Origin of the sequence: Carnobacterium sp. FSL E2-0243, from assembly GCF_038003605.1 — a bacterium.
In the GTDB taxonomy this organism is placed as follows: domain Bacteria; phylum Bacillota; class Bacilli; order Lactobacillales; family Carnobacteriaceae; genus Carnobacterium; species Carnobacterium maltaromaticum.
On record NZ_JBBOPM010000001.1, the window covers coordinates 2,998,665 to 3,023,784 of the forward strand.

The window sequence follows — 25,120 nt, forward strand, 5'->3', positions numbered from 1 at the left end:
ATCTACAGCGGACACTCTTAAATAAGCCAACTACATAACGAAATCCCTCCATTTTTATAAATTCAAAAGACCATGTCTAAGGATACGCTTAGTATACAAAAATAAACGCTGAAAAATCAGCGTTTATTTTTATCTTCCTATTGTATCCTTGAAGTGTACTTAAAAGAAACAATGCTTTATTAAAATATGTGCTTAAATATTTAAAAAGACAACAACTCAAGGATATAAATTCATTTTAAAGATTTCTCTATTTTTTCTTCATACAGGTTTTTATTATATTTAGCTGGATTATTCATATAATCATCCGTTAAAAATTCTATATCTTCTTGAATATCATTCGTTTTAAAACGATATTCAAAGTTGTATTGATAGTTTTTGTCATCTTTCATAATAACACTCAAATTCCAACGATCTGTTGAGTAAGAGTAATGAATATCTTCTTTTTCAATTAAATCTAGTGGGAATCCTTTATCTTCCATATAATGGTGAATACGGTTTGTTGCTACTTTAGTTTTAACTTGTTTGTTTATTGAATAATAAATAATAATGCAAAAAACAACAGCTAATAAAATTAATATCTTATTTTTCATAGTAATAACTCCTCGATACTTGTATAATATAAGTATAACACAAAAATAAATTTGAAGGAGTTTTTAAAATGAAAAAAATTGTTGTCGGTTTTGCTTTTTTGTTGTTTTTTATGGTCCCCCTGAACGTTTATGCTAATTCCCCTTCTACTCCACAAGACATTGTTCCTAAATTAGTTTCTGGTGAAATAAACTTATCTTCGTTAACTAATGAAGATTTAACAAGTGCCTATAACTACTATATACAAATTGGAGAATTACAAGGTATAAGCTTCAACGATTGGGAAATCGCTTTAAAAGAAGGTTTAGATGCACCTGTTGATCCTCCCATGCCTATTAATACAAATCTTAGAGCCAGTCCATTACAGTCTGGAGATTATATAATTGTTCCAGGGGAAAGTTCCGCTGGAGGTTTAGTTGGCCATAATGGAATTGTAGTTGGTCCGGATAGTATACTTCATTCTCCTGGTGGGACTAGTTCAGGTCAAGCAACTGTTATTATGACAATAAAGCAATTTACGAATAAATATGGATTTGGAAACTCACGACTGTATCGACCAAAGAGACTTTCACTAGGAAGTGTTAATATGATGGCAGGTTGGTATGCTCTTTCTACTACTTTTAACAGTAATGGTAGTTTAACAGTTCGAAATAGATCAATTGATTATTCTATTATAGAGGGCTCAAAAAATTTACAAGCGCCTAGCCCAACCTATTGTTCAAAATTAGTATATCAAGCTTATGCCTATGGTACTGGGGGCTCGCCTATTGTTCCTCAACCTCCAGTTAAAGTTGGATTAGTTGCCCCAAGATCATTAGGTAACTATTTTACCCAAACACCTGACTATATTGGTAGCTTTTAGATTTCATCATTAATATAAAACATTATCTATTGAGTTTGAATAAAGGAAAATAAGCCCAGAGTAAGACTCCATCTTAAAGTGGAAAAAATTTTCATAGAAATAATAATAGCATGAAATCATCAGTTTAAAAAATGGATTTCATGCTTATTTTTATTTGGCTATCCTGGGGGTCAATATTATTATTGCTAGCAGTTAAACCTATCTATAACAAACATAATCGCATACTAAAAAACACTCCAATTACGTGCCGATATAATTGGAGTGTTTTTAGCGTTTCTATCAATATATATTTGTGTACATGATCGATACAATTATACAAGTGAAACTAATACATAAAGTGGGAGACATTGTAAAGTTTCATATCACTTTTAACTGTTTCTATCACTTCATTATTTTTATTCATCATAGCCATTGCCGCTGCAAAGAAATAGAACTTTTCAGCTTCAGTAACTTGTTCTAATTGTTGTAGATTATAAGCCTTCTCATACATTAAGTATTCCAGCCCATTCATACTATCATCCAATTGCTGCAAAGCAATTCCCATTGAACTTAAACTCACAGCTTTTTCATAGTTTTTCATTTTGGAATATATTTTTGCAGAGTTAAAATAGGTTCTAACGATATCATTTGTATCACTTTTTTCATAGCCTTCAGCTACAAACTCATCAAGAGTATTCAAGGTTCTTTCTGTGTATACCAAGGCTTTTTCATCTTCGTCATTCATCGAGTAAGCAATTGAAACGCCACTCAATCCCAAGACATCATAAATAGATATGTAGCCTTCTCCTTGAGTATCATTAGACAAGTTAAAGTAAAAAAGTGCATCTGAGAAATTATGAAATGCCACTAAACTAGTAATACCTTTATAGTAGTAATATTCCTTTTTTTCATTTATTGTTTCTAATTCTGCTTCATTAATTTCTTTAAGTAAAGCTGCTGCTTCTTTGTGATTTGATTGACTACATAAAACTTTAACTTTCTTCATTATTTTGCCATTTTTCGTTGTATTTTCGCCCATTAAATAATAAAGCTCATCAATATCAATATCCAAACGATCTGCAATCGCTAAAAGTAAGGTAATTGCTGGAATCTTACCAGCCTTTTCTATATTACTGATTGTTGCCTGCGTACAAATACCTTCAGCTAATTCTTGTTGCGTCATGTTTTTTTTCAATCGACCTGCTTTAATAGCTTCCCCTAAACTTTTCAATTTTTTTCCCCCTTATTCTTTATATCTCCTTGCCTAATTGTAGCTTATGTTTTATTATTAGGAAAGAGAAATGTTTTTTTATTTAAAAAGGAGGGTAATATTATGAATATCGACGATTTGATTCTTAATCCACCATCTATTTCTACATTTGGCAATACAGGGCACTGGTAAGCGATTTAAACCATCTAAACACGAAAAAGGTATGCTTGATAGTTGATATCATTGCATGCCTTTTATTTTTTATACAATGATCGAGCATTTAATCAAATAAAATACATTCTAAATTAGGTTCAATCTGAATTATAAAAAATACTCCTAACAATATAATTAATATATGTGTTGATAATAATAACTAAAACTGATGAAATACGCTTGCGATTTGTTTCGCAATCAAGAAGGGTATATTATTATCATCGCGTTATATAATGTATCCTTAAATGGAACTTCTCATGTAGCGATTTGCTCCTATTAAAAAGAAAAAAAGTGGTGAAAATCGATAATTGATTTTCACCACTTTTTTCTATCTTTTTTTTACGTCTCTAAAAAAATCTATTAATAGGCCAAAGATCATTACAGAGAGTACGTTGGTCACTCCATAAATCATATTCTGTACAGCTATTGATTGACTAAAAACCAGATTATACAAAGAATCCGTTTTAAAAATCAATAACGATAAAACATTTGTAACAGATATTAAAAATCCTTTTTCATCAATCTTAAATACAAATAATAACGAAATGAGTACTCCTATAGATAAACATATAAGCGTATACTTAAATTTATTTACCAAAACTATCACCTCTATTTACCAATTTTATATTTAAAAGTATAGAATTTCAACAAATAAAAAGTAACTCTTTATGGACTTCTTTCTACCAACTTTACTCGCCCATCAATCTAAAATGACATTATAATTCATCTACCAATACAAAAAATAATGATATTAGCATGATTTAATATCTTAGAAAAGAAGCTTTTGTTTCATCATCTGTAAATAAACCATCCATTTAATGATTATTTTTATGTTCTCTTTTAATTTTTGACAGTTCAACTAACATAAGCTCAACTTGAGAAAATAGGCGCTAAATCAGTCTGAAATTCCCAAAGGAAAAAATTTTAAAACATTTCACTTGTAAAAAGTAAGTAAACGAGGTATAATTCATTTACAAGATAAAAACAAAAATAATTCATTCGGAGGTAATTAATTATGACAAAAAAAATCGGGATTTTAGTAGGAAGTTTACGTAAAGATTCTTTAAACAAAATTGTAGCAAAACAATTAGCTGAATTATTCCCAGCTGATTACACAGTATCTTTTATTGAAATTGGTGATTTACCAGTATACAATGAAGATTTAGAAATAGATGGTGTCGAAAGCTATAATCGTTTCCGTAAAGAAATGAAAGAGCAAGATGCATATATATTTATAACTCCAGAATATAACCGCGGTATGCCAGCATCATTGAAAAATGCTATCGACGTTGGTTCTCGTCCTTGGGGCGAAAGTGTTTGGCCAGGTAAACCAGTTCTTGTTGGTTCAGTTTCTCCAGCAGGTATTTCTGGTGCATTAGCCAACCACCAAATCCGTCAATCATTAGTGTTTGGCGATAGTCCAGTTATGGCTCAACCTGAACTTTATATTGATGCATCTAAAGCAATTGGCGAAGATGGAAAAGTAGTACCTGCATCAGTTGGCTTCCTACAAACTATTGCAGATTCATTTGTAGCTTTCATCAATAAAAATTCTAACTAATTTAAAAGTAATCACAAGGACTTAGGTATATCTAGTCAAAAAAACAGAGTAGATTTTCTACTCTGTTTTTTTTATTTCGTGTAGGCTACAATTGCATCACGTAAATAACTAGCCGCGCCGTCTCCAGCCTTTTCATCATAGTAAGCCGTAAATCGTGGATCTGAAACATACATTTCGGCCAAACCGCGATGTGCTTCTTTAGAATAACTTCCCCAAGTAAAGCTTAACCATTCCTTGTGTAAGGCAGCAACTCTTTGTCCTGCTGTACCCTGAGGATTCTGGTCGTTCATTGCAACTTCAAGCTCTTCTAACAATTCATTTCCCAATTTTTCAAAAGCTTCGTATTTTTCTTTACTCATACTTGCCATTTTTTGATTTGATTCTTCTACAGCTTTATTGCCATATTTTTCGCGAATTTCATCACCATATTGCATCTCATTTTTCTCAATCAACTCTTTTTTAAAGCCTTCAAATTTTTCTTTATCTGTCATACTACTCATTCCTCTTTTCACTTGTAACGTTTTTTCAACCGTTGCAATTAATTTATTCAGTTGCTGTTGTTGTTCTAGTAACTGTTGGTAATGCGCGGTTAAAGCTGTTTCACTATCGAAATTTGGTGCATCCAATACTTCTTTAATTTCTTCAAGTGGCAACCCTAAGTTACGATAAAAAAGAATTTGCTGCAAACGATCGACTTCTTTGCCACCGTAAATCCGGTAACCTGATGAATTGATTCTATTGGGTTTTAATAAATCAATTTGATCATAAAAGCGTAATGTCCGACCACTGATTCCAGCTAGTTCACTTAATTTTTTAACTGTATATTCCAACTCCAACACCTCCTGATAAAACTTATCTTACACCTATACGTTACGTAAAGCTCAAGGACTTTTTATATTAAAATGGATAAAATCAAAAACGTATGGAGGCCATTTTCTCAAATGTAGACTCCATACGTTGATTTACTAATTAAAAACGTAGCTCTTGTTTTTTTACTAAGCTAATAATCCAACCTATAATTAAACCAAGAATTGCTGGGAAAACCCAGCCCATACCGATATCAAATAAAGGCAAATAGCGACTGTAGAATGCTAGAATATTATCGATAAAACTAATTGATTTAATACCAGCTGGCAAAGCATTTAAGCCATCAGCAATACTGACAAAAATAGTGAATATCGTTGTCGTTACATAAACAACTTGGCGGTTTTTAAATAATGGGGACAATAGTGCCAAGAAAATCAAGGTAATTGCTAAAGGATATAAGAACATTAAAACAGGTATTGATAACGAAATAATCTTAGTTAAGCCCACATTTGCAATTCCACAAGCTAACAGTGTAAATAAAATGACATAAGTCCGGTAGCTAAATGAATTGGGAAACATTTCGCAAAATGTTTCTGAACAAGCGGTGATTAGTCCAATCGCAGTTTTTAAACAGGCGACTGTTACAATAATAGCCAACAATACGCTACCAAACGAACCAAAATAATGTTGGGCAATTTGTGCCAACGCTATTCCACCATTTTCAGATACTTCAAATTGACCTACACTAGTCGCTCCAATATAAGCTAAACTACCGTAGATAACTGCCATTAAAATGACACTGACAATTCCAGATTTAATCGTATCAATCGCAATATTAGAAGGATTTCGAACACCTAGACCCTTGATTGTTTGAACAACAATAATCCCAAAAGCCAATGATGCTAATGCATCCATTGTATTATACCCTTGGGTGAATCCTGTAATAAATGGCTCGGTAACATAATTGCCATGTACCGCTGCTTCAGAAATTACGCCCATTGGTTTTAGAAAAGCAGTAACAATCAAAATAGCTAGAAAAACAAGAAAGAGAGGGTTCAAAATTTTCCCAACCCAAATTAAAATTTTAGTCGGTTTCATTGAGAAAGCTAACGCAATCGCAAAGAAAATCACTGTAAATACCAGTAAACCTATTGTTTGGTATTGGCTTGGTAAATAAGGTGCAATTCCAATTTCATACGAAACAGTTCCCGTTCTTGGCAAAGCAAAGAATGGTCCAATCGTCATATAAAGGGCAACAGTCATAAAAATACCATAGATTGGATGAACACGACTGGCTAAGTCAAACAGCCCGTCACTTTTAGAAACACCAATCGCAACAACCCCTAAAAAAGGTAAGCCGATACCAGTAACAAGAAAACCTAGTGTAGCTGGCAAAATATTTGTGCCTGCTTCCTGTCCCATATGTACGGGAAAAATTAAATTTCCAGCTCCAAAAAAAAGTCCAAATAACATTGATCCAATAAATATATAAGATGATAATGACAAACGTTTATCCATAAAGCACTCCTTTAACTTTTTACTATATCTATTAGATGATAGCTGTTTTATTTTGTTGTGGCAAGAATTTTTTATTATTATATGAAAGATTCATAAAAAGTTGTCACAATTTAAAGGCTTATTCCCATATATTCTGCCTAACTCCCTACATTTGAAGCTCGCTTTTTGCTATACTAGAGATAGTTTGAAGGGATGGGTGAAAAATGGCTAATATTAATGAGATTGCTAAAATTGCTGGTGTTTCTTCAGCAACTGTTTCTCGTGTAATTAATCGCAACGGTTATGTCAGCGATGACACTCGAGCTAAAGTTGAAGCTGTTATCAAAAAATTAGATTATGTACCTAATCGCAATGCTGTATTTTTAAAAACAGGTACGACTAAAATGTTAGGCATTATCGCACCTGATTTTTCAGACTCTTTGACTGTGTTTCTAAGAAGCTTTACGTTAGCCTCTCAGAAAGAAGGCTATAACGTCACTTTATTTATTACTGGTGGCGACAAGCAAAAAGAATTAGATGCCTTTGAAATGCTGCGCCATAAACAATTAGATGGTTTAGTTTTAGTGATTCGTTTAAATGATTGGGATCAACTTGAACCTTTCACAAAATATGGCCCGATTGTTACTTGGCAACGAGTTGATTCAAAGCACATTCCTTCTGTCTTTATGAACCATTACCAAGGGTACATGTTAGGTTTAGAACACCTTTACGCTTCTGGTTGCCGTAACATTGCCAATTTATATGGCAGTACACGAGGATTAAATACCAAGAGCCGCATGCAAGCTTACGCTGACTTTTGTCAAAAATATAAATTAGATCCAAAACTTGAACAACAGTTTAAAGGCTTAAACTCCATCGAAGACGGGGAAGCGATTCTTGATTGGTATGCAGAACAATCTGACAAACCAGATGGCTTTGCAACTAGTTCAGATGCTGTTGCTGCAGGATTAGTCGCAGAAGCTCGTCGACGAGGCTACAACATTCCAACGGATTTTTCAGTCGTTGGTTTTGATAATATTGAAATTTCACGTTTATTGGATATCACCACGATTGATTACCCAATTGCTAAACAAGCTCAAAATGCCTTTACAATCATCTTTAATCAACTATTATATAAAAACCTACCTTTATTGCCTTTAGAATTTGATTTAATTAAACGTAAAACCACTAGATAGAAGAAAGGACTATGAAAAAACAATTCATAGTCCTTTCTTTTAGCTACCTTTACTAATTACTCTTTTTAACAGCTAGTCAGTTTGTATAAAGAGAAAACTTTTTCTCCAAAATAGTTTGTAAAATGGTGAATAGACTACAAATTCCCCAGTAGACCAAGGCCACTAGTATATACATTGTCATATAATCGAATTCTCGACCACCAACAATCTTTGCTTGTTGAAATATTTCAGGAACTGTAATCATTGCCGCTAAAGAAGTTCCTTTAATCAAATCTAGCAAAACATTACTTAAGGGTCCAATTGCAGTCCGCAAAGCTTGCGGTAAGATGATTTTGCGCATAATGAAAAAATACGGCATACCTAATGCATATGATGCCTCCCATTGCCCTTTATCAATCGAGTTTAAACAAGCACGTAATATCTCTGCGATATAGGCGCTACTATGCAAACTAAAGCCAAGCACAGCTGCAGTAACAGCGTCAAACTTGATTCCAATAAAAGGAAAGCCAAAATAAAGAATAAATAAGAAAACCAACATAGGCGTTCCTCGCATAAAGGAAATATATATACGACTTAACAAGTTTAATACTTTAAATTTAGATAATCTAAATAGTGCTAAAAAGAACCCTAAAATTGTTCCAAAAGTCATACTTACTACTGAAATCCAAAGCGTATAACCCAAACCTTGTAAAATAAACGGTAAGCTTTCTAGCGCTAAACTCGGATTAAAGAGATACTGCCATTGAATTCCGCTCATATTCTCGACTCCTATTCTACCTCGACTACTTTAGTAATTTTCACATCTGCTTCTTTTGACACATCTGCTCCACCAAAAAACTGTTCAGATAATTTTTTTAGAGTGCCATCTTTTTTCATTTCAGTAATTGCATCATCCACTTTAGTTTTCAGTTCAGTATTTTCTTTTTTCATTACTAAGCCAGCTTGACTAGGATTATAAAATAATCCTGGGTTAATTTCGACTGGAATTTCTGGAAGTGCTTCTGTCGCCATTTTTTGCAAGTAATAATCATTTAAGATGACATCTGTTCGACCATTTGCTACATCTAATAAATATTGATCGTTAGTTACATTGTCATACACGACACTCTCTGCTCCAAATTTTTCAGCAATTTTCATATAAGTGGTTGTTGCTGCTCCCGCAGATTTTTTACCTTTCAGATCCTCTAAAGAATGAATCCCAGATTGATCTGATTTACGTACAACCATACTGGCAAATGAATATTTATAAGGCTCAGAAAAAGCGAATTTCTCTTTACGCTTATCTGATAAATCAATATTATTCGCTGCTGTATCGACCTGCCCACTATTAATAGCTGACAACATGCCATCAAAACCCATTTCAACAAATTTAACTTTTACATCTAAGCGTTTGGCAATTTCCTTAACGATTTCAACTTCATAACCAGTTAATTCCTTTTCATCTTTTGCATAATAAGAAGTAGGGAATAAGGTTCCTGATGTTGCTACAGTTAACACACCTTTTTCTTTGATTTGCTCCCACCCATTTTTTTCTTTCTTATCAGCACTACTGGCTTTATCACTATTTCCTCCAGTACATCCTGCCACAACTAAACTTAATGCAATAAAACTAATCACTAACCAACTACTCTTTTTCTTCATTATTTATTTGCTCCTTCTCATTATCTTTCTATTAGACACATTCCTTGCGTTGTATTAAGTAAGACTCTTTTAGAAATATAACAGCGAAAAAAATCTGTGTCAATTTAACCTCTATATCTGGATAAAAAATACAAATGAAGTAGAAGCATATTTCTTTAAAACCCTTATTTAAAAGCATTACGCTTCACGAAGCCATGTACAATATTGTATTTATTTAAATAAACCAACATTTTAGGATCACAGTCCATCTTTGATGGATGCGTATCATGGTTCTAAGTTGCTAAAGCAACAAGAACCTCAGTAAACCAACATTTTAGGACCACAGTCCATCTTTGATGGATGCGTATCATGGTTCTAAGTTGCTAAAGCAACAAGAACCTCAGTAAACCAACATTTTAGGACCACAGTCCATCTTTGATGGATGCGTATCATGGTTCTAAGTTGCTAAAGCAACAAGAACCATGATAAAAAAGTAGAACAGAAAACGAGTTTCTGTTCTACTTTACTACCGATTTTTCAATAATTGTATTTATAATCAATGACATTCCGGGGCAACTCTTCTCCGGCAACATATGCCGTAAGATTTTCTTCAAATATAGCAAATAAACGTTTCTTGAAATGTTCAGCTACTCCACTAATATGGGGCGTAATCAAGACTTCTGGTAAATCCCATAATGGACTATCTTTTGCCAAAGGTTCTTCTTTAAAAACATCTAAACCGGCAAAACCAATCTGCCCATTTTTTATCTGGCGAATTAAAGCATCTGTATCTACAGACGGCCCTCTTCCAACATTAATAAAACCAGCACCTTTTTTCATGCTTGTAAAAAAAGAATCATCATAGTAATTGGTTGTTTCTGAAGTTAACGGTAAAATATTAACAACAAAATCGGCTCTTTTAATATGTTTTGGAATTTGATCTTGCTTAATAATTTCAGAGACTTCTGTTACAGGATTTCCACTTCGATTAACACCAATCACATTTAATCCAAAAGCCTGCGCTAGACGAGCAACTTCTTTTCCAACCTGGCCCATTCCAATAATCATCATAGTTTTGCCCTTTAGCTCTACTAAACTTTCTGTTTGTGACCAGACTTTATTTGTTTGTTGATTGATAGCCTTTTTAATCCCTCTAGTATCAGCTAACAGCATACCAAAAACTGACTCAGCGATAGGAACACCATGAATTCCGCTAGCATTCGTCAAAATAATATTTTTTTCGTTTAGTAAAGACAGATTCATGGTATCCACACCTGCAGATTTTGCTTGAATCCATTTTAAGTGACTATCCTTATTTTCTAATAAAAAATCAGATTTTGCTGAACTCCAGCCATAAACTATTTCGATATCAGCTGCAGGAAAATTTAAAGTTGAGTCTGAAAACCCATCAATAACCTCATAATCCGGCGCTAAATCCTTCACTCGTTGCAATTGTTCTGGAGTTGTTTCTTGAAGTAACCATATTCCTTTATTCTTCATAATTTCCTCCTTAAATAAAAAGTTTGTTGAGCCGGTTAGCTCTAATTACAAAGGCTAGCCTATACACTAATCAGCGCTTTTTATTAAGAATAGTGATAGATAAAACGATATTAATTGATTTTATCTCCCCAAATTCCCATTTATCCTCTATAAAATATTCTGAAAAACTAGCTTATTTTTGCCTTATTCTCATTATCCCACTTATAACCCCAATACGAAAGAGAAACACTCTCATTTTGTTTAATTAATACTCATGTTCATTAAATAACAATCCCTTAATCAAAGACTAATCAAACTGTTAGAAACCAAAGAAAATAGTTGTTTCCTTATATAAATCGGTTTATGATAAAAACGGTATCTTTTGATATCCTTTGAACTTATATGATTCATTTTAATTGTAAACAGAGAGGACGATTCATTGAATGAAAGAAGAGAAAAAGTTACGTTGGTATAACGTGGCCTTAATTGCCTTTGTTTCGGTTTGGGGCCTAGGAAATGTTGTAAACAACTATGCAACTCAAGGAATTTCAGTTATTACATCATGGATTTTAATTATGCTTTTATACTTTGTTCCATATGCATTAATTGTCGGTCAATTAGGTTCGACTTTTAAAGATGGCAATGGGGGAGTTAGTACCTGGATTAAAGAAACAACCACTAAGAAGCTGGCTTATTACGCTGCTTGGACATACTGGGTGGTGCATATTCCTTATTTAGCACAAAAACCACAAGGAATTTTAATCGCTCTTGGTTGGGCATTTAAACAAAATGGAAATCTAGTGAATGATACACCAGCCCTAACTGTATCTCTAATTAGTTTAGTCATTTTCTTAGTCTTTCTATGGGTTTCATCAAAGGGTTTAACCACTTTAAAAAGAATTGGTAGTATTGCAGGAATGGCAATGTTTGTCATGTCTTTATTATTTATTTTATTAGCCGTAACCGCTCCTGCTCTTCGTGGTGCATCTTTTGCCACACCAAATATGGGCGATATAAAAACCTATTTACCGACTTTTAATTTTGCTTATTTCACAACAATATCAATGTTAGTCTTTGCAGTTGGTGGAGCTGAAAAAATTTCACCTTACGTAAACAACACAAAAAATCCTTCTAAAGAATTTCCTAAAGGGATGTTAGCTTTAGCAGCGATGGTTGCTGTTTGTGCCTTGTTGGGTTCCTTTGCAATGGGTATGCTATTTGATAGTAACAATATTCCTGATGATTTAATGGCTAATGGTGCATATGACGCCTTTCAACGATTAGGTGCTTATTATGGAGTTGGAAACTTCTTTATGATTTTATATGCGATTGCCAATACAATGGCTCAAATATCAGCCTTAGCCTTCTCAATCGATGCTCCGCTAAAAATCTTACTTGGCGATGCTGATGAAGAATATATTCCACGCAAATTAGCTAAATTAAATAGCAAAGGTACGCCAGTCAATGGCTACGCTATGACCGGAATTTTAGTTAGTATTCTAATTATTGTGCCTGCTATTGGGATTGGTAGTATGAATGATTTATATAAATGGTTGCTGAATTTAAATGCTGTTGTGATGCCACTTCGTTATTTATGGGTATTCTTTGCCTATATGATGTTAAACAAATTGCATAAAAATTTCTCTTCTGAGTACAAATTTGTAAAAAATCATAAAATTGGATATGTCATTGGCGCTTGGTGTTTCCTCTTTACCGCCTTTGCTTGTATCTTAGGTATGGTGCCGAAAATCGATTATGCTGCAGATCCAAAAGCATGGGTTTTCCAATTTACTTTAAACATCATCACACCGATTATTTTTATTGCACTAGGTATGATTTTACCAGCGATTGCTAAAAAAGAAGTCGCTAAAAAAGCTTAATGAATGAATAAAAAGAGTCAAAACATTGTCATTATTTGGCATGTTTTGACTCCTTTTTTATGCTTCTGGCACATAGCCTTTTGAATAACTTGCAAAATCGCTAGGCAATACTTGTGTATATTTTTTGAATATATCAATAAAATAGCGATAATTGCTAAAACCTACCTCAAGCGCGATGCTACTAATTTTCTCATCACTATTTTTCAGAAGATAAATAGCTTGATACACTCGATAACGATTTAAATACTCATTGAATGTATAGCCTGTTTCTAACTTAAACTTTTGATTTAAATAAGTTTTACTACGATTCAACTCAAAAACTAAGTCTTGTAATCGAATTTTTTGGCTGTACTCTTCTTCAATAAAACTGATTAAGCGTGCAACTTCTTTTGATAATTTATGACGATTTGTAATTCGCTTAAAATCAAGAATGTCTACATCTTCTACTCCATTTAATTTCTCTTGTAAAAATTGATATTGTTGCTTTAACTCAATTGCTTCTCGCGCTTTTCTCAGTGCAACAATCAGTTCTTCATGATCTACTGGCTTCAATAAATACTCTGTAACCCCGTACTTAATTGCCTCCTTCGCTTTTTCAAAATCATCATATCCTGAGATAATAATCGTGCTGTATAACGCTGTTTGATAGCTTTCTTTTAGAACCATCAAGCCATTTTTTAACGGCATATTTAAATCTAGTAATAAAATATCGGGTTTCAATTTAGTTATTTTTTCCAGTGCTTCTACTCCATTAGCAGCTTCTCCGACAATCTGACAGTTTTCTTTTCCCCAGTCTAAACTAAATTTCAAGCCTTCTCGGATAATATCCTCATCTTCAATAATCAATACTTTAAACATCCCCATCATCCTTTATTAACGGCAATTCAATTTGGACAATTGTGCCCAAACCCAATTTGCTCTTAATTTTCAGTCCATATTTTTCGCCATAAATCAGTTTAATTTTCCGGTCCGTATTGTATAACCCTATACTACTTAAGTTGATTATTTCTTGGCGCAAATTAGCTTCGATTTCGGATAATTGTTTAGTAGCAATACCTGGTCCATCATCTTCTACTGTAATCCAAATTTTGTCTTGTTGCGCTTGAACAGATATTTTAATTGTTAAATTAGTTTGATTTTGGTACCCATATTTAATCGAATTTTCTACAATTGGCTGTAATAGCAGCTTAGGAATTTCAACTTTCGTCAAACTTGGATTGAGGTCAATTTGATAGGTTAATCGATTGTTATAACGGTATTGATGCAAAGCTAAATAATCAGAAATATAGTCCATATCCTTTTGCAAAATTTCCCAATTTTGACCTTGGTGAATACTATAACGCAACAAACGTGCTAAAGTTAAAATGATGCGTTGTGCCTTATCTTGATCAGAAACCATCGTATAGCGAATCGTTTCTAGCATATTAAATAAAAAATGAGGATTAAATTGGCTTTGTAAAAATTTTATTTCATCCCGCTGTAAAACATAGGTGAGCTCTTCATTTCGTAATAACAATTGATTTAAGTTTTTAAGCATTTTATTATAGTGATCCGCTAGTTCTTCAAATTCATCACCTGTCTTGATTTCAACAAAATTAGTTAACTCACCTGTTTTTAAACTATCTAAACCCGACATTAAAACACTCACCGACTGACTATTGCGCTCTGACATTTTTTTAGCTAAATAATTGACTAGAAAATAAAGAACTAAACTACTAATAGTCGTCAGCAATAAATAAGAAACAAGTACTTCTTGATAATTCGGTTTCTGGATTAAGGTTTTCACCTGAACTCCATAGAGAGAGTCCTGATTTTCTGCCAGAGTATACTTTTTACTATCAAGCAAGATCTCATTGCCTTCTCTTTCGTCTACACTGAATTTGCCCATCAGCCCTTTGACACGATTACTCGTTGTGGCAATAATGCGTTCATATTGATCTGCTATCACAACAATATCAACATTCTTTCCAAATAATAGTTTTTGAAAATCCTCATCATACAAACGATAAATTAAATAGCCAACAATTTTCCCATCCTTTCCGACAGGTTGGATTAAGGTTAATCCAGTGACTTTATTATAAGAAAAATAATTTGTTTGAACATCAATTACCATCTGCTTCGGATTTTTCCAACGCTTTAAACGATAACTTGGAATTTCATTCGCAAGGTAATCCTCAGATGAAGATGACGTCAGAGAAAGCCCTTTCATATCAACAAGATGAAAAATACTTTTAACTTCTTGTTGCAAATTAAATCCGTAAAATTCTTCAAAAACTAAATTACTCTTTTTCTGTTGCGTTAAATAATCTAAAACATATTCATTGTTCGCCATGCGTATCATTTCTTTTTCATATGTAGCTAAGACACGATTAAAAGCTAGCATTGTTTCCTGGCTAGCCTTTACCGTATCATTACGAACTTTCCAACTAGCATAAGAGAATATGCTAATCCCAAAAATAACGAATAAGAAAACAATCGGAATAAACGTATACTTCAAAAAAAGAAGTCGGGTTTTTTCTTTGAATTTATGTTGTTTCTTATCCATCATCAATCCCTCATTATCTATATTTAAATTGAAATTTCTTTTTTACCCGTTAACTTGAAGAATAGTAATAACGAACTAACTGTAATTAGTGTTAAAATCGTTGACAACGCGGCTGCAGTTCCATAATTTCCACGAATAACTTCTGTATAAATAGCCACAGACATCGTCCGTGTTTTAGCTGTATACAAAATAATCGTTGTGCTTAACTCTGTGATAATGGTTACCCAACTTAAAATAGCACCTGAAATAACACCTGGAAGCATCGTTGGAAAAGTCACCCTAAAGAATGTTTTTAAATTGGATGCTCCTAAACTGACAGAAGCTTCTTCAATACTAGGGCTAATTTGATGCACAATCGCAGCGCTTGAACGAATCGTATAAGGCAAACGTCTGATTACATACGATACAATTAAAATCAATGCTGTCCCACTTAATAATAAAGGTGGTTTATTAAAAGTCAATAACAAAGCAATTCCCATCACAGAACCTGGAACGATGTAGGGAATCATTGTAACAATATCGAGCCCATTTGTTAAGGTATTTTTTCTTCTAACGGTTACATACGCAATTAAAATAGCTAAGAACACGACAATCACAATCGAAGCAATCGCCAATGAAAAAGTATTCTTAATCGCGTCACCAGAACGATCAAAGGCTAACCTAAAGCTATCTAGCGAATAACCTTTGATAAATATTCGTCCGGAAGTTTTCAAAAAAGCTGTATAAATCACATACAATTGCGGAGCAATCGCCGCCACAATAAAGCCATAAATATAGGTATGAGCAAGAATATTTCGGATTCCTTTTGCTTTTTTAGCTTCCATCGGATGCAAAGCGTTCATTGAAAAGGATTTACGATTGCTAATATATTTTTGAATCAAGAAGACCGCAATCGCAAAAACAATGACAATTACACTAATTGCTGCTGCAAAACCATCATCGCCACCCATTTCGCTAATAAACTCATTAAATATTAAAACTGGCACTGTACGATAGCCTTCCCCAATTAACATCGGTGTTCCAAAATCAGCTAGAGCACGCATAAAGACTAATAACGCCCCGGCTAAAAGAGTTGGCATAATTAATGGGAAAATAACCTTCACCATTTTTTTAATTCCTGTACAACCCATGCTTTCAGCCGCTTCAATAATAGAATTATCAATGCTCTTTAGTGCTCCCATCAAATACATATAGATTAATGGAACTAGTTGTAGAGTTAACACAATTACAATTCCTGTAAACCCATAAATATCAGGGACCTTCACACCAAACATACTTGAAATAAATTTTGTAATTGCACCATTTCGGCCTAATAATAAAATCCAAGAGTAAGCACCAATAAAAGGCGGAGCCATTGAAGAAATCAAGATTAGAATTTGCAAAAATACTTTGCCTTTAATTTTCACCGTTGTCATAATATAAGCTAACGGTGTTGCTAAAACCACGGCTAATAGCGTAACTGAAATCGTGACTTTTAAACTGTTAAATAAAGCATCGTAATAATAGTTTTTACCAAAAAATTTAGTAAAATAAGCAACGGAAAATCCGGTCCCATCAGGATTTGTAAAGCCTGCTTTTAATAAGGTAAATAATGGCAGAACCAATAAAATTAAATAAAGTAAGAAGATGCCAATAGTAATATACGTCCAAACATCTTTTTTTTGCCCTTTACCAAACATCATTTACCACTCCTTTTGTCAAATTCACTTCCGTTTGACTATCAAAAAGGTTAATTTTATCTTTTTTAATGTGTAAGCCAATCCAAGTTCCAGGTTCAATAACTTTTTCAAGTGTTGATTCCTGAATAATTTCAACTTGTTCACCACTAGCTAATTCCACATTATAGTGGGTATTTAAACCTAAAAACATATTATTTAAGACCTTAGCCCGAATTCCCAAGCCATCTTCGACAATTATAAACTCTTCGGGTCTAATCGAAACTTTCACCTTACCAGATTGTCTATTTTTTGGATCCGCTAAGTTCGTTATCTGTACACTATTGTCCTGATCTAAATGTAAACAGCCTACTGTTCCTTCCATATTCAGTTCACGTTCAATAATATTGGTTCGACCAATAAAATTAGCCACAAATACATTGGCCGGACGATGATAAATATTTTGCGGTGTCCCAACATGTTGAATACTCCCTAAATTCATCACCGCAATTCGATCAGAAACAGCCATCGCTTCTTCTTGATCATGAGTCACGTAAATAGTTGTGATACCAACTTCTTTTTGAATATTTCGAATCGCATTTCGCATATCAACTCGCAACTTAGCATCTAAATTCGATAAAGGTTCATCCATTAAAAGAACACTAGGTTCAATAACAATTGCTCGTGCTAATGCAATTCTTTGTTGTTGACCTCCTGATAAATTTTCAGGTAAGCGGTCTTTAAATTTTTGGATTTGAACGACATCCATCATTTTTTCAACTTTCTTCTCAATCTCATCTTTGGCTATTTTTATTTTTCTATTTTGCAAACCAAAAGCGATATTTTGTTTCACTGTTAAATGCGGAAAAATAGCATAATTCTGGAAAACCATGCCAATATTCCGATTTTGTGGAGTTACATGATTAATTTTCGTTTCATTAAAACAAATATCTCCTCCTTCAATACTGTTAAAACCTGCCACCATCCGCAATAAAGTTGTTTTCCCGCACCCAGATGGACCCAGTAAAGTAAAAAATTCACTGGGTTTAATTTCAACAGATAAATCTGGAATTACAACGCTCTCACCATATTTTTTAAGAACATTTTTAATTTTAATTGTTGTACTCATTTGTCCATCTCGCCTCCTACAATTTTCTTATTGTAATTCTGTAAATAAATCTGTGTATTGGTTTACGATTTTATCTTTGTTTTTTTGCACATAATCTTCATCTTCTGTAAGGATTTTAATGTCTTTCATTGGGACCATATGATTCCCTAATGCCGCATCTTTTCGTAACGGACGATTTGTCAATTCCTCGCCAAAAATGTCTTGTGCTTCTTTTGATGTCATAAAATCAATAAATTTTTCAGCATTTTCTTTGTGTTTTGCATCTTTAATAATCGCTAAAGCAGCATCTAGATAAACAGCACCTTCTTTAGGATAGACAATCTTAACTGGAGCACCATCACGGATATAGCTAGCTGATGGATCTTCATAAGTTAATCCAACAACAAATTCACCATCTGCAACTCCTTTGTGCACAGCACCAGATCCATTTGCAACTTTTCCATCCAAATTCTTAATTAAACTACCCACATAATCCCAGCCTTTATCTGATTCATAATCGCCACCCATTGCCAAAAGCATATTCGTCAATTGTGCAAAACCAGAACTAGAACTGGCTGGATCGGCAGCTGCAATCTTGCCTTTAAGTTGTGCATTTAATAAATCTTCATAACCTTCAATTTTTATATCCCCAATTAAATCAGTATTAATTAAAATATTACTGCCATCAGTAATATAAGGTGTTAATACTCCAGCAATATTTTGATGACCTTCGATCATATCTTTATCATTTTTAGACGTATATTTTTCAAATAAATCTTCATTAGTTAATTTAGATTTATTTAAGCCCCCAAACATCACATCAGCATACGGGTTTTCCTTCTCAGAAGAAATTCGTTTCAATAACTCTCCAGTACCTGCTGAAACCAATTCAACTTTAATTCCCGTTTCTTTTTCAAACATTGGAATTAATGTATTGACGATATCCTCACTATTTGGCGAATAGACAATTAATGTATTTTCTTCTTTTTTATTTGTTCCTTTTGTCTTCTCACCGCTCCCACAAGCGGATAATCCTACTAGAGCAACTGTTAATACAACCATTAAACTGACAAACTTTTTCATTTTAACTCCTCCTCTTTCATAATAAAATCAGTATAGCATGATAAAAAGCGCTTTCAATGCTAATTTAGAACAGATTTGTCTAGTTTAGAAAAGTTCTACCTTTTTTATTCTTTTACAATAAAAAAGCCCACTTTTAACGTATTCAATGCTAAAATAGAGGAAAGAACAAGTTTAGTGGGGAAAGGGTGACACTTATGGAAAAAGAGCACATACTTACAACTAAAATAACAATTAATGGTACCTTTTATGACTCACAATTATATAGTGGAAAACTTTATTTATGGTTAGAAACCAATCAGCTAGCTATTTATAATTGGAACAACTGGATGCTTGCCTTGAATGAAATTGAACGTCCTGTCTATTTTGAACCTCGTCCTTCTGAGGCTATGCAGTTTGACTTAAAGGATCTTACCCCTTATTTAGAAAGGAGTTTGGCTTTCGAAGAAGCTCCAATAGACACTGCTATCTTTAATCACCAACTCTATTTTTCTGATTCAACCGGCTTTTACAGTTATTCACTAGCACAATTAAAAGCCACTAAAAAAAAATTATGGGATCTGCCTGTGCTCCAAATTAATATTGCTAAAAACGGACGTATGGCACTAGCTTGTGGAGCTAATGGTCTTTATGAATACGATAATACCAAACGGTTTACTGACCATACAGCAGATGAAGTCGCTCCATCTATTTATCAATTAACAAATCAGTATGCTAGCCGTTCAGAATGGAGTCGTAACGATCTGATTCAATTCGGTGCACATCTGGAAAAAGCTGACTATATCTGTTTCTTTCATTTGCATGAAAAACAAATTATTTTGGAAAAAGTTCAGGCGGCCAATGAATTAACCTACAAAGAACATGTTTCCATTGAAGAATTACCCTTATCTTTAGAAATGACAAAACCGTTAATTGATGAAGGGCTCTTATTTTCTTTTAATCCTTTAAATCGTCAATTAAAAAAAGAAAAGCAGTATCGCTCGAAATCATTAACTGTCAAGGCAGCCTTGTCTGAGCTTAATCAACAACCGCCTTTTTCGTTAAATACAATTTATATAAAAGAAAAGCATCACAAATTAACTGCTCAATTAAATGACCAGCCTATTTTACAAATAAAGATGGATTTTACTAAATGGCGCGTTTATGATCGAACCTTATATTACCGAAATCAACTACATGTCTTAACAAATAATGCCTGTATACTTTATTTGTTTACAGAGTTGATTCACTAAGTCTAAAAAAAAGAACGAACTGACTATCATGGATGGATAGTCAGTTCGTTCTTTTTTCATGTCTATTTAGCTAATCTCCGGATAAAATCCTTGACCATGGACCGGAATCGCTACACACTCTTCTAATTGATACTCACGAATTAAATCAGGCATATAAATCATTATTTCTTGTATGATTTTTTCCATTCCAATCACACGTTCTCCATTCAGAGCACCCAAATAATGGTTAAAGCTTAACTCAATCAGCTCATCATCTGCTACATCAACTAATTCGACTAAATAGGAATCCGATTTTGAATCAAAATAGAAACGATAGGTTAATCCATCAATCAATTCATTTTCTGTTTGCTCATCTCGCCCTAATTTATAAGGCGATAATCGGCCCGCTTGGTTCAATTGGTAATAGTCTCTTCCTTTAATTAGCAAATGTTTTAATTCCTGTCCTGTAAAACGGAGAATCGCAAATGTACAAGGAAATGTATAATTTTCAAGAATCATCTCCATCGTTAAAGCCGTTGAACCAACTGAACTTTTCACAAGGGAGACAACTGATATTTTACGTCTTGAGGCAACTTTTTGAACTTTGTGCAAAAACTGATAAGCATCTGGTTCAACCGAATCTAACCCTTTTATAATTGGTTTTTTTCGATCATTAGCACTTAAATGCTCCCATTCTTCAATCTCTTTTAAGACAGCGGTATCTTCTTTTTCAGAAGCCAACGAAATGGTTTGGGCTTTAGCACTTTTCACATGCCATTTCTGCTCTTTTTGTTGAAGCTCAAAAATCATTTCGCCAATACTTGCTCCGCGTGTCCCAGGCTGAAGTAAAGGAACCCCATTTACTGCTCCGGCTAAGGTCCGGTGCTGATGCCCAGTAATGACTCCGTTTATTCCAGGAATTTCAGTAGCTAATCGGTACCCAACATTTTCTCCAGTCATATATTCTGTCGCTTCACCTGTCACTAAATCACGTTCTAATCCTCCATGATAGGCTAGCACAATTAAGTCTGGCTGTTCTGTCTCTTGAATAAAAGGGACCCATTTTTTGGCTGTTAAAATTGGATCTAAAAAGCGCAGTCCTTTAATATTTTCAACCTTTTCCCATCTCGTTACATAAGAAGTTACTAGTCCAACTATAGCGATTCGAATCCCCTTGCGTTCCACAATTTGATAGGCTTCCCAACAAGTTTCGCCATTCTCTAAAACAATATTTGCAGCTAAATAAGGTGCATTTAATCCCTTTAAAGCCTTTTTCAAATAATTTATTCCATAGTTAAATTCATGATTTCCAGGTACAGTACTGTCATAATTGAGTTGATTCACTAGCTGGATAAAAGGATGGATACTCCATTTATCTTGATGCGTTGCTAAAGTATTAGCTAACATAGATCCTTCTAAAAAATCGCCATTTTCAATTAGAATTAGGTTTGGATCTATTTTTTTGCGCTTCTTTATATAGGTTGCAACACGAGCAAAACCATCGGCTGTTGCTTCTCCAGTCAACTCATTTGTACCCCGAATATAGCCATGAATATCACTTGTTACCAGTAAAGTTACTTCCATATCGTCACCTTTTCATTCTAAAATGAGAAAGACTAAGACCTCGGTCTCAGCCTCTCTTAATTCGTTTATTTATTATTGTCCAACCTCTTTTGCATATTCACGAACAATATCAAAACTACTATCGTCAGCAGGTACATAACCTTCATGAGCATATAACGAACTGATTAATTCACGGCCTTTATCAGATTTCCCAATGGCTACAAAAGCATCTTGAACTTTTGTTTTCCACTTATCACTTAAATCTGGTCGTACTGCAATCGCATCATTTGGTATTTTAGCCTCTGTAAAATACATCGCATCTAATTTATCAAATACATCTGGTAAATCCTTCTTCAATAAATTACGCCCATCCTCAAAACTAAATGCTGCATCCACGCTACCATCTAAAACAGCCATTAAGCCAGCATCGATTCCCTTAACTGTTGCAAATTGAATCTCTTTATCAACATTGATTCCAGCTTTTTGCATTTCAGCTACAGGAAAAACATACCCACTAGCCGAAACAACATCTTGAGCTGCAATTTTCTTCCCTTTTAAATCTTTTAAGTTCTTAATCGGACTACCCTTTTTCACAACAATCATTGCTCGATAGCCATCTGCTAATTCTGTTGACGTTTCACCACCAGGTTGTTTAATAGCAAAGCGTTGTGCTTGTAAAATCGCATCAGCTGCTTCTTGCTCATGACCTAAAACATATGCATTCGGCGGCATAATCCCTACATCTGTTTGTTTTGAAGCCATTGCTTCTATAATTGTATTATAATCTGTTGATACAGTTACTTTCACAGGTATTCCGAGTTCATCAGATAACAACTTTTCTAACGGTTTAGCTTTCGCTTCAATCGTGTTTGCCTCAATAGTTGGAACAAATTGAACGGTTAATTCTTTTGGAGTGTAGCTCTCTTCTTTCGCTCCAGACTCTTTTTTCGATCCACATGCTGCTAAACTTACGACTAAAACCAATCCAAAAACAAGCAAAAAACCATTTTTAACAAATTTCATTTTAAGTACCCTCCAAGTTTTTTTATGTGCCTTATTCTAGTATAATAGAATAACATCTTGTTTACAACGTTATTTATGTAAAATAGAGGTAAATAACCGAACAAAAACCGCTTTTTGCAAACACATTGTTGGTTTAATGCTCAAATTAGAAATTTGTAACTTAATTGAAAGTACGCAACTTATTATAAATACTTCAATCCGTAACAATAAAAGATAGTACTGTTACCTTATAATCAACCTTACACAACCAAATCCGTTATCTTGCCAATTACTTTCTTTATCCTGAGTGCCACAATTTTCTCACATTCTTTTCAGAAAAAGACTTATAACATCGCATTTAACCCGAATTTATGTTAAAATGATTTAGATATACTATAGAATAGAGGTAAAAAATCAAATGATTACAGTTAGTAATGTAAGTCTGTTATTTTCAGATAGAAATTTATTTGAAGATGTAAATATCAAATTCACTCCTGGCAACTGTTATGGACTTATCGGCGCAAATGGCGCAGGTAAATCAACGTTCCTTAAAATTTTATCTGGCGACATCCAACCAACTACCGGTGATATTTCAATGTCATCTGGTGAGCGTTTAACCTTCTTAAAACAAAACCATTTTGATTATGAAGAATTTGGCGTTTTAGAAACGGTTATTATGGGCCATAAACGTTTATACGATATCATGAAAGAAAAAGATGCTATCTACATGAAAGAAGAATTTACTGATGAAGATGGTATTCGCGCTGCTGAACTTGAAGGCGAATTTGCTGAATTAGATGGTTGGGAAGCTGAACCAGAAGCGGCTGTTTTACTGCAAGGTCTTGGCATTGATGAAAGTCTTCAACAAAAAACAATGAGCGAATTAACTGGTGGTCAAAAAGTTAAAGTGCTTTTAGCTCAAGCTTTATTCGGTAAACCTGATGTATTACTACTAGATGAGCCTACCAATGGATTGGATAAACAATCAATTGAATGGTTAGAAGAATTTTTAATTAATTTCTCTAATACTGTTATTGTTGTTTCCCATGACCGTCATTTCTTAAACAAAGTGTGTACGCATATGGCCGATGTTGATTTTGGTAAGATCAAACTTTACGTTGGGAACTACGATTTCTGGTTAGAATCAAGTCAATTAGCTTCACGTTTAGCAAATGACTCTAATTCTAAAAAAGAAGAACAAATTAAAGAATTACAAGACTTTATTGCGCGATTTAGTGCAAATGCCTCTAAATCAAAACAAGCAACGTCTCGTAAAAAAATGCTTGAAAAAATTACACTTGATGATATTCAACCATCTTCTCGTCGTTATCCATTCGTTGGATTTACACCTGATCGTGAAATTGGAAATGATTTAATTCGTGTCGAAAATGTTTCTAAAACAATTGATGGCGTGAAAATTTTAGACAATATCAGCTTCTCGTTAAACCGTGAAGATAAAACAGCATTTATCAGCCAACATGATATTGCGATTACAACATTGTTTAAAATTATCATGGGCGAAATGGAACCTGATTCTGGTAGCGTTAAGTGGGGTGTCACTACTACTCAATCTTATTTACCAAAAGATAATACGGCTGAATTTGAAAAAGGCGACTTAACCGTTGTTGATTGGTTACGCCAATTTGCTTCAAAAGAAGAAAGTGACAATACTTTCTTACGTAGTTTCTTAGGCCGTATGTTATTCTCTGGTGAAGATGTGATGAAAAAAGTATCTGTCCTTTCAGGTGGAGAAAAAGTTCGTTGTATGCTTTCTAAAATGATGTTAAGTAAATCAAATGTTTTGGTTCTTGATGATCCAACAAACCATTTAGACTTAGAGTCAATTACAGCTTTAAATGATGGCTTGATTGCTTTCAAAGGTGCTTTACTATTTGGTTCTCATGATCATCAGTTTATCCAAACAATTGCAAATCGCATTATCGAAGTTTCACCTAATGGTGTAGTAGATCGTGCTGATACAACTTACGATGATTTCTTGGAAGATAAAAACGTTCAAGAACAAGTAGCAAAATTATACGCAAACTAATTTAAAAAGTGTGGTTT

Annotated in this window: 20 protein-coding genes; 6 read left to right on the plus strand and 14 right to left on the minus strand. The window is 33.8% G+C overall.

Going from position 1 to position 25,120, the window contains the following annotated elements; genetic code table 11:
* Window positions 1-230 precede the first annotated feature (230 nt).
* A complete protein-coding gene (locus tag MHI00_RS14250; RefSeq protein ID WP_015075499.1) occupies window positions 231-590 on the minus strand; it encodes a DUF3139 domain-containing protein in 360 nt (119 codons plus the stop codon).
* A 68-nt stretch (window positions 591-658) separates the two neighbouring features.
* On the opposite strand from MHI00_RS14250, the gene MHI00_RS14255 reads away from it, so the two are divergent.
* Entirely contained in the window at window positions 659-1,450 is a 792-nt protein-coding gene (locus MHI00_RS14255; RefSeq protein WP_015075498.1) for a hypothetical protein, read from the plus strand.
* A 325-nt stretch (window positions 1,451-1,775) separates the two neighbouring features.
* On the opposite strand, the gene MHI00_RS14260 is transcribed toward MHI00_RS14255, so the two are convergent.
* Window positions 1,776-2,660 carry a helix-turn-helix domain-containing protein gene (locus MHI00_RS14260; RefSeq protein ID WP_015075497.1) on the minus strand — a complete coding sequence of 295 codons (885 nt, stop codon included), beginning with the start codon at window positions 2,658-2,660 and terminating at the stop codon, window positions 1,776-1,778.
* A 1,207-nt stretch (window positions 2,661-3,867) separates the two neighbouring features.
* Here MHI00_RS14260 and MHI00_RS14265 point away from each other — a divergent pair.
* Window positions 3,868-4,413, plus strand: coding sequence for an NADPH-dependent FMN reductase (locus MHI00_RS14265; RefSeq protein ID WP_010054427.1), 546 nt, complete (start codon window positions 3,868-3,870; stop codon window positions 4,411-4,413).
* Window positions 4,414-4,484: 71 nt separating this feature from the next.
* On the opposite strand, the gene MHI00_RS14270 is transcribed toward MHI00_RS14265, so the two are convergent.
* Window positions 4,485-5,243, minus strand: coding sequence for a MerR family transcriptional regulator (locus MHI00_RS14270; protein WP_317913106.1), 759 nt, complete (start codon window positions 5,241-5,243; stop codon window positions 4,485-4,487).
* 139 nt (window positions 5,244-5,382) lie between these two features.
* The gene (gene brnQ / locus MHI00_RS14275; RefSeq protein ID WP_341114461.1) at window positions 5,383-6,738 is read right to left on the minus strand and encodes a branched-chain amino acid transport system II carrier protein; all 1,356 of its coding nucleotides are present in this window, start codon (window positions 6,736-6,738) and stop codon (window positions 5,383-5,385) included.
* Window positions 6,739-6,941: 203 nt separating this feature from the next.
* Here brnQ and MHI00_RS14280 point away from each other — a divergent pair, with 203 nt between their 5' ends.
* Window positions 6,942-7,913, plus strand: a complete 972-nt coding sequence (locus MHI00_RS14280) for a LacI family DNA-binding transcriptional regulator (RefSeq protein WP_341114463.1) — start codon at window positions 6,942-6,944, stop codon at window positions 7,911-7,913.
* Between the two features lie 76 nt (window positions 7,914-7,989).
* Here MHI00_RS14280 and MHI00_RS14285 read toward each other — a convergent pair whose 3' ends face one another.
* The 3 genes from MHI00_RS14285 to MHI00_RS14295 all read right to left on the minus strand — a co-directional run bounded on the left by MHI00_RS14285 (window position 7,990) and on the right by MHI00_RS14295 (window position 11,033).
* A complete protein-coding gene (locus MHI00_RS14285; protein WP_010054423.1) occupies window positions 7,990-8,670 on the minus strand; it encodes an amino acid ABC transporter permease in 681 nt (226 codons plus the stop codon).
* Window positions 8,671-8,681: 11 nt separating this feature from the next.
* Window positions 8,682-9,554, minus strand: coding sequence for a transporter substrate-binding domain-containing protein (locus tag MHI00_RS14290; RefSeq protein ID WP_015075492.1), 873 nt, complete (start codon window positions 9,552-9,554; stop codon window positions 8,682-8,684).
* A gap of 516 nt (window positions 9,555-10,070) precedes the next feature.
* A complete protein-coding gene (locus MHI00_RS14295) occupies window positions 10,071-11,033 on the minus strand; it encodes a phosphoglycerate dehydrogenase (RefSeq protein WP_187959126.1) in 963 nt (320 codons plus the stop codon).
* 422 nt (window positions 11,034-11,455) lie between these two features.
* On the opposite strand from MHI00_RS14295, the gene MHI00_RS14300 reads away from it, so the two are divergent.
* Complete coding sequence (locus MHI00_RS14300; protein WP_056999419.1) at window positions 11,456-12,892, plus strand: amino acid permease; 1,437 nt, start codon at window positions 11,456-11,458, stop codon at window positions 12,890-12,892.
* A 57-nt stretch (window positions 12,893-12,949) separates the two neighbouring features.
* Here MHI00_RS14300 and MHI00_RS14305 read toward each other — a convergent pair whose 3' ends face one another.
* The 5 genes from MHI00_RS14305 to MHI00_RS14325 are packed head-to-tail and all read right to left on the minus strand — an operon-like array spanning window position 12,950 to window position 19,283.
* Window positions 12,950-13,750: a response regulator transcription factor gene (locus tag MHI00_RS14305; RefSeq protein ID WP_010050083.1), complete on the minus strand. Its 801-nt coding sequence runs from the start codon at window positions 13,748-13,750 to the stop codon at window positions 12,950-12,952.
* Window positions 13,743-15,437: a sensor histidine kinase gene (locus tag MHI00_RS14310; RefSeq protein WP_341114469.1), complete on the minus strand. Its 1,695-nt coding sequence runs from the start codon at window positions 15,435-15,437 to the stop codon at window positions 13,743-13,745. Before MHI00_RS14310 ends, MHI00_RS14305 begins: the two co-directional genes overlap by 8 nt.
* 23 nt (window positions 15,438-15,460) lie before the next feature.
* Complete coding sequence (locus MHI00_RS14315; protein WP_341115206.1) at window positions 15,461-17,116, minus strand: ABC transporter permease; 1,656 nt, start codon at window positions 17,114-17,116, stop codon at window positions 15,461-15,463.
* On the minus strand, window positions 17,106-18,221 hold the full coding sequence (locus tag MHI00_RS14320; protein ID WP_010050077.1) for an ABC transporter ATP-binding protein: 1,116 nt from the start codon (window positions 18,219-18,221) through the stop codon (window positions 17,106-17,108). Before MHI00_RS14320 ends, MHI00_RS14315 begins: the two co-directional genes overlap by 11 nt.
* 27 nt (window positions 18,222-18,248) lie before the next feature.
* Entirely contained in the window at window positions 18,249-19,283 is a 1,035-nt protein-coding gene (locus MHI00_RS14325; protein ID WP_015075485.1) for an extracellular solute-binding protein, read from the minus strand.
* Between the two features lie 194 nt (window positions 19,284-19,477).
* On the opposite strand from MHI00_RS14325, the gene MHI00_RS14330 reads away from it, so the two are divergent.
* On the plus strand, window positions 19,478-20,512 hold the full coding sequence (locus tag MHI00_RS14330) for a hypothetical protein (RefSeq protein WP_035064615.1): 1,035 nt from the start codon (window positions 19,478-19,480) through the stop codon (window positions 20,510-20,512).
* Between the two features lie 66 nt (window positions 20,513-20,578).
* Here the strand turns inward: MHI00_RS14330 and MHI00_RS14335 are convergent, their stop codons facing one another.
* Together MHI00_RS14335 and MHI00_RS14340 are read right to left on the minus strand one after the other, a co-directional pair.
* Window positions 20,579-22,075, minus strand: a complete 1,497-nt coding sequence (locus tag MHI00_RS14335; protein ID WP_229252537.1) for a metallophosphoesterase — start codon at window positions 22,073-22,075, stop codon at window positions 20,579-20,581.
* Between the two features lie 72 nt (window positions 22,076-22,147).
* Window positions 22,148-23,077, minus strand: coding sequence for a phosphate/phosphite/phosphonate ABC transporter substrate-binding protein (locus MHI00_RS14340; protein ID WP_056999414.1), 930 nt, complete (start codon window positions 23,075-23,077; stop codon window positions 22,148-22,150).
* 397 nt (window positions 23,078-23,474) lie between these two features.
* Between MHI00_RS14340 and MHI00_RS14345 the strand changes: the two genes are divergently transcribed.
* Window positions 23,475-25,103, plus strand: a complete 1,629-nt coding sequence (locus MHI00_RS14345) for an ABC-F family ATP-binding cassette domain-containing protein (RefSeq protein WP_010050066.1) — start codon at window positions 23,475-23,477, stop codon at window positions 25,101-25,103.
* The last annotated feature ends 17 nt before the right edge of the window (window positions 25,104-25,120 follow it).

Excerpts from the sequence above, each read along its gene's own strand:
- MHI00_RS14250 (WP_015075499.1), bottom strand. The coding sequence starts at position 590 with ATGAAAAATAAGATATTAATTTTATTAGCTGTTGTTTTTTGCATTATT.
- MHI00_RS14255 (WP_015075498.1), top strand. The coding sequence starts at position 659 with ATGAAAAAAATTGTTGTCGGTTTTGCTTTTTTGTTGTTTTTTATGGTC.
- MHI00_RS14265 (WP_010054427.1), top strand. The coding sequence starts at position 3,868 with ATGACAAAAAAAATCGGGATTTTAGTAGGAAGTTTACGTAAAGATTCT.
- brnQ (WP_341114461.1), bottom strand. The coding sequence starts at position 6,738 with ATGGATAAACGTTTGTCATTATCATCTTATATATTTATTGGATCAATG.
- MHI00_RS14280 (WP_341114463.1), top strand. The coding sequence starts at position 6,942 with ATGGCTAATATTAATGAGATTGCTAAAATTGCTGGTGTTTCTTCAGCA.
- MHI00_RS14285 (WP_010054423.1), bottom strand. The coding sequence starts at position 8,670 with ATGAGCGGAATTCAATGGCAGTATCTCTTTAATCCGAGTTTAGCGCTA.
- MHI00_RS14290 (WP_015075492.1), bottom strand. The coding sequence starts at position 9,554 with ATGAAGAAAAAGAGTAGTTGGTTAGTGATTAGTTTTATTGCATTAAGT.
- MHI00_RS14295 (WP_187959126.1), bottom strand. The coding sequence starts at position 11,033 with ATGAAGAATAAAGGAATATGGTTACTTCAAGAAACAACTCCAGAACAA.
- MHI00_RS14300 (WP_056999419.1), top strand. The coding sequence starts at position 11,456 with ATGAAAGAAGAGAAAAAGTTACGTTGGTATAACGTGGCCTTAATTGCC.
- MHI00_RS14305 (WP_010050083.1), bottom strand. The coding sequence starts at position 13,750 with ATGTTTAAAGTATTGATTATTGAAGATGAGGATATTATCCGAGAAGGC.
- MHI00_RS14310 (WP_341114469.1), bottom strand. The coding sequence starts at position 15,437 with ATGGATAAGAAACAACATAAATTCAAAGAAAAAACCCGACTTCTTTTT.
- MHI00_RS14315 (WP_341115206.1), bottom strand. The coding sequence starts at position 17,116 with ATGTTTGGTAAAGGGCAAAAAAAAGATGTTTGGACGTATATTACTATT.
- MHI00_RS14320 (WP_010050077.1), bottom strand. The coding sequence starts at position 18,221 with ATGAGTACAACAATTAAAATTAAAAATGTTCTTAAAAAATATGGTGAG.
- MHI00_RS14325 (WP_015075485.1), bottom strand. The coding sequence starts at position 19,283 with ATGAAAAAGTTTGTCAGTTTAATGGTTGTATTAACAGTTGCTCTAGTA.
- MHI00_RS14330 (WP_035064615.1), top strand. The coding sequence starts at position 19,478 with ATGGAAAAAGAGCACATACTTACAACTAAAATAACAATTAATGGTACC.
- MHI00_RS14335 (WP_229252537.1), bottom strand. The coding sequence starts at position 22,075 with ATGGAAGTAACTTTACTGGTAACAAGTGATATTCATGGCTATATTCGG.
- MHI00_RS14340 (WP_056999414.1), bottom strand. The coding sequence starts at position 23,077 with ATGAAATTTGTTAAAAATGGTTTTTTGCTTGTTTTTGGATTGGTTTTA.
- MHI00_RS14345 (WP_010050066.1), top strand. The coding sequence starts at position 23,475 with ATGATTACAGTTAGTAATGTAAGTCTGTTATTTTCAGATAGAAATTTA.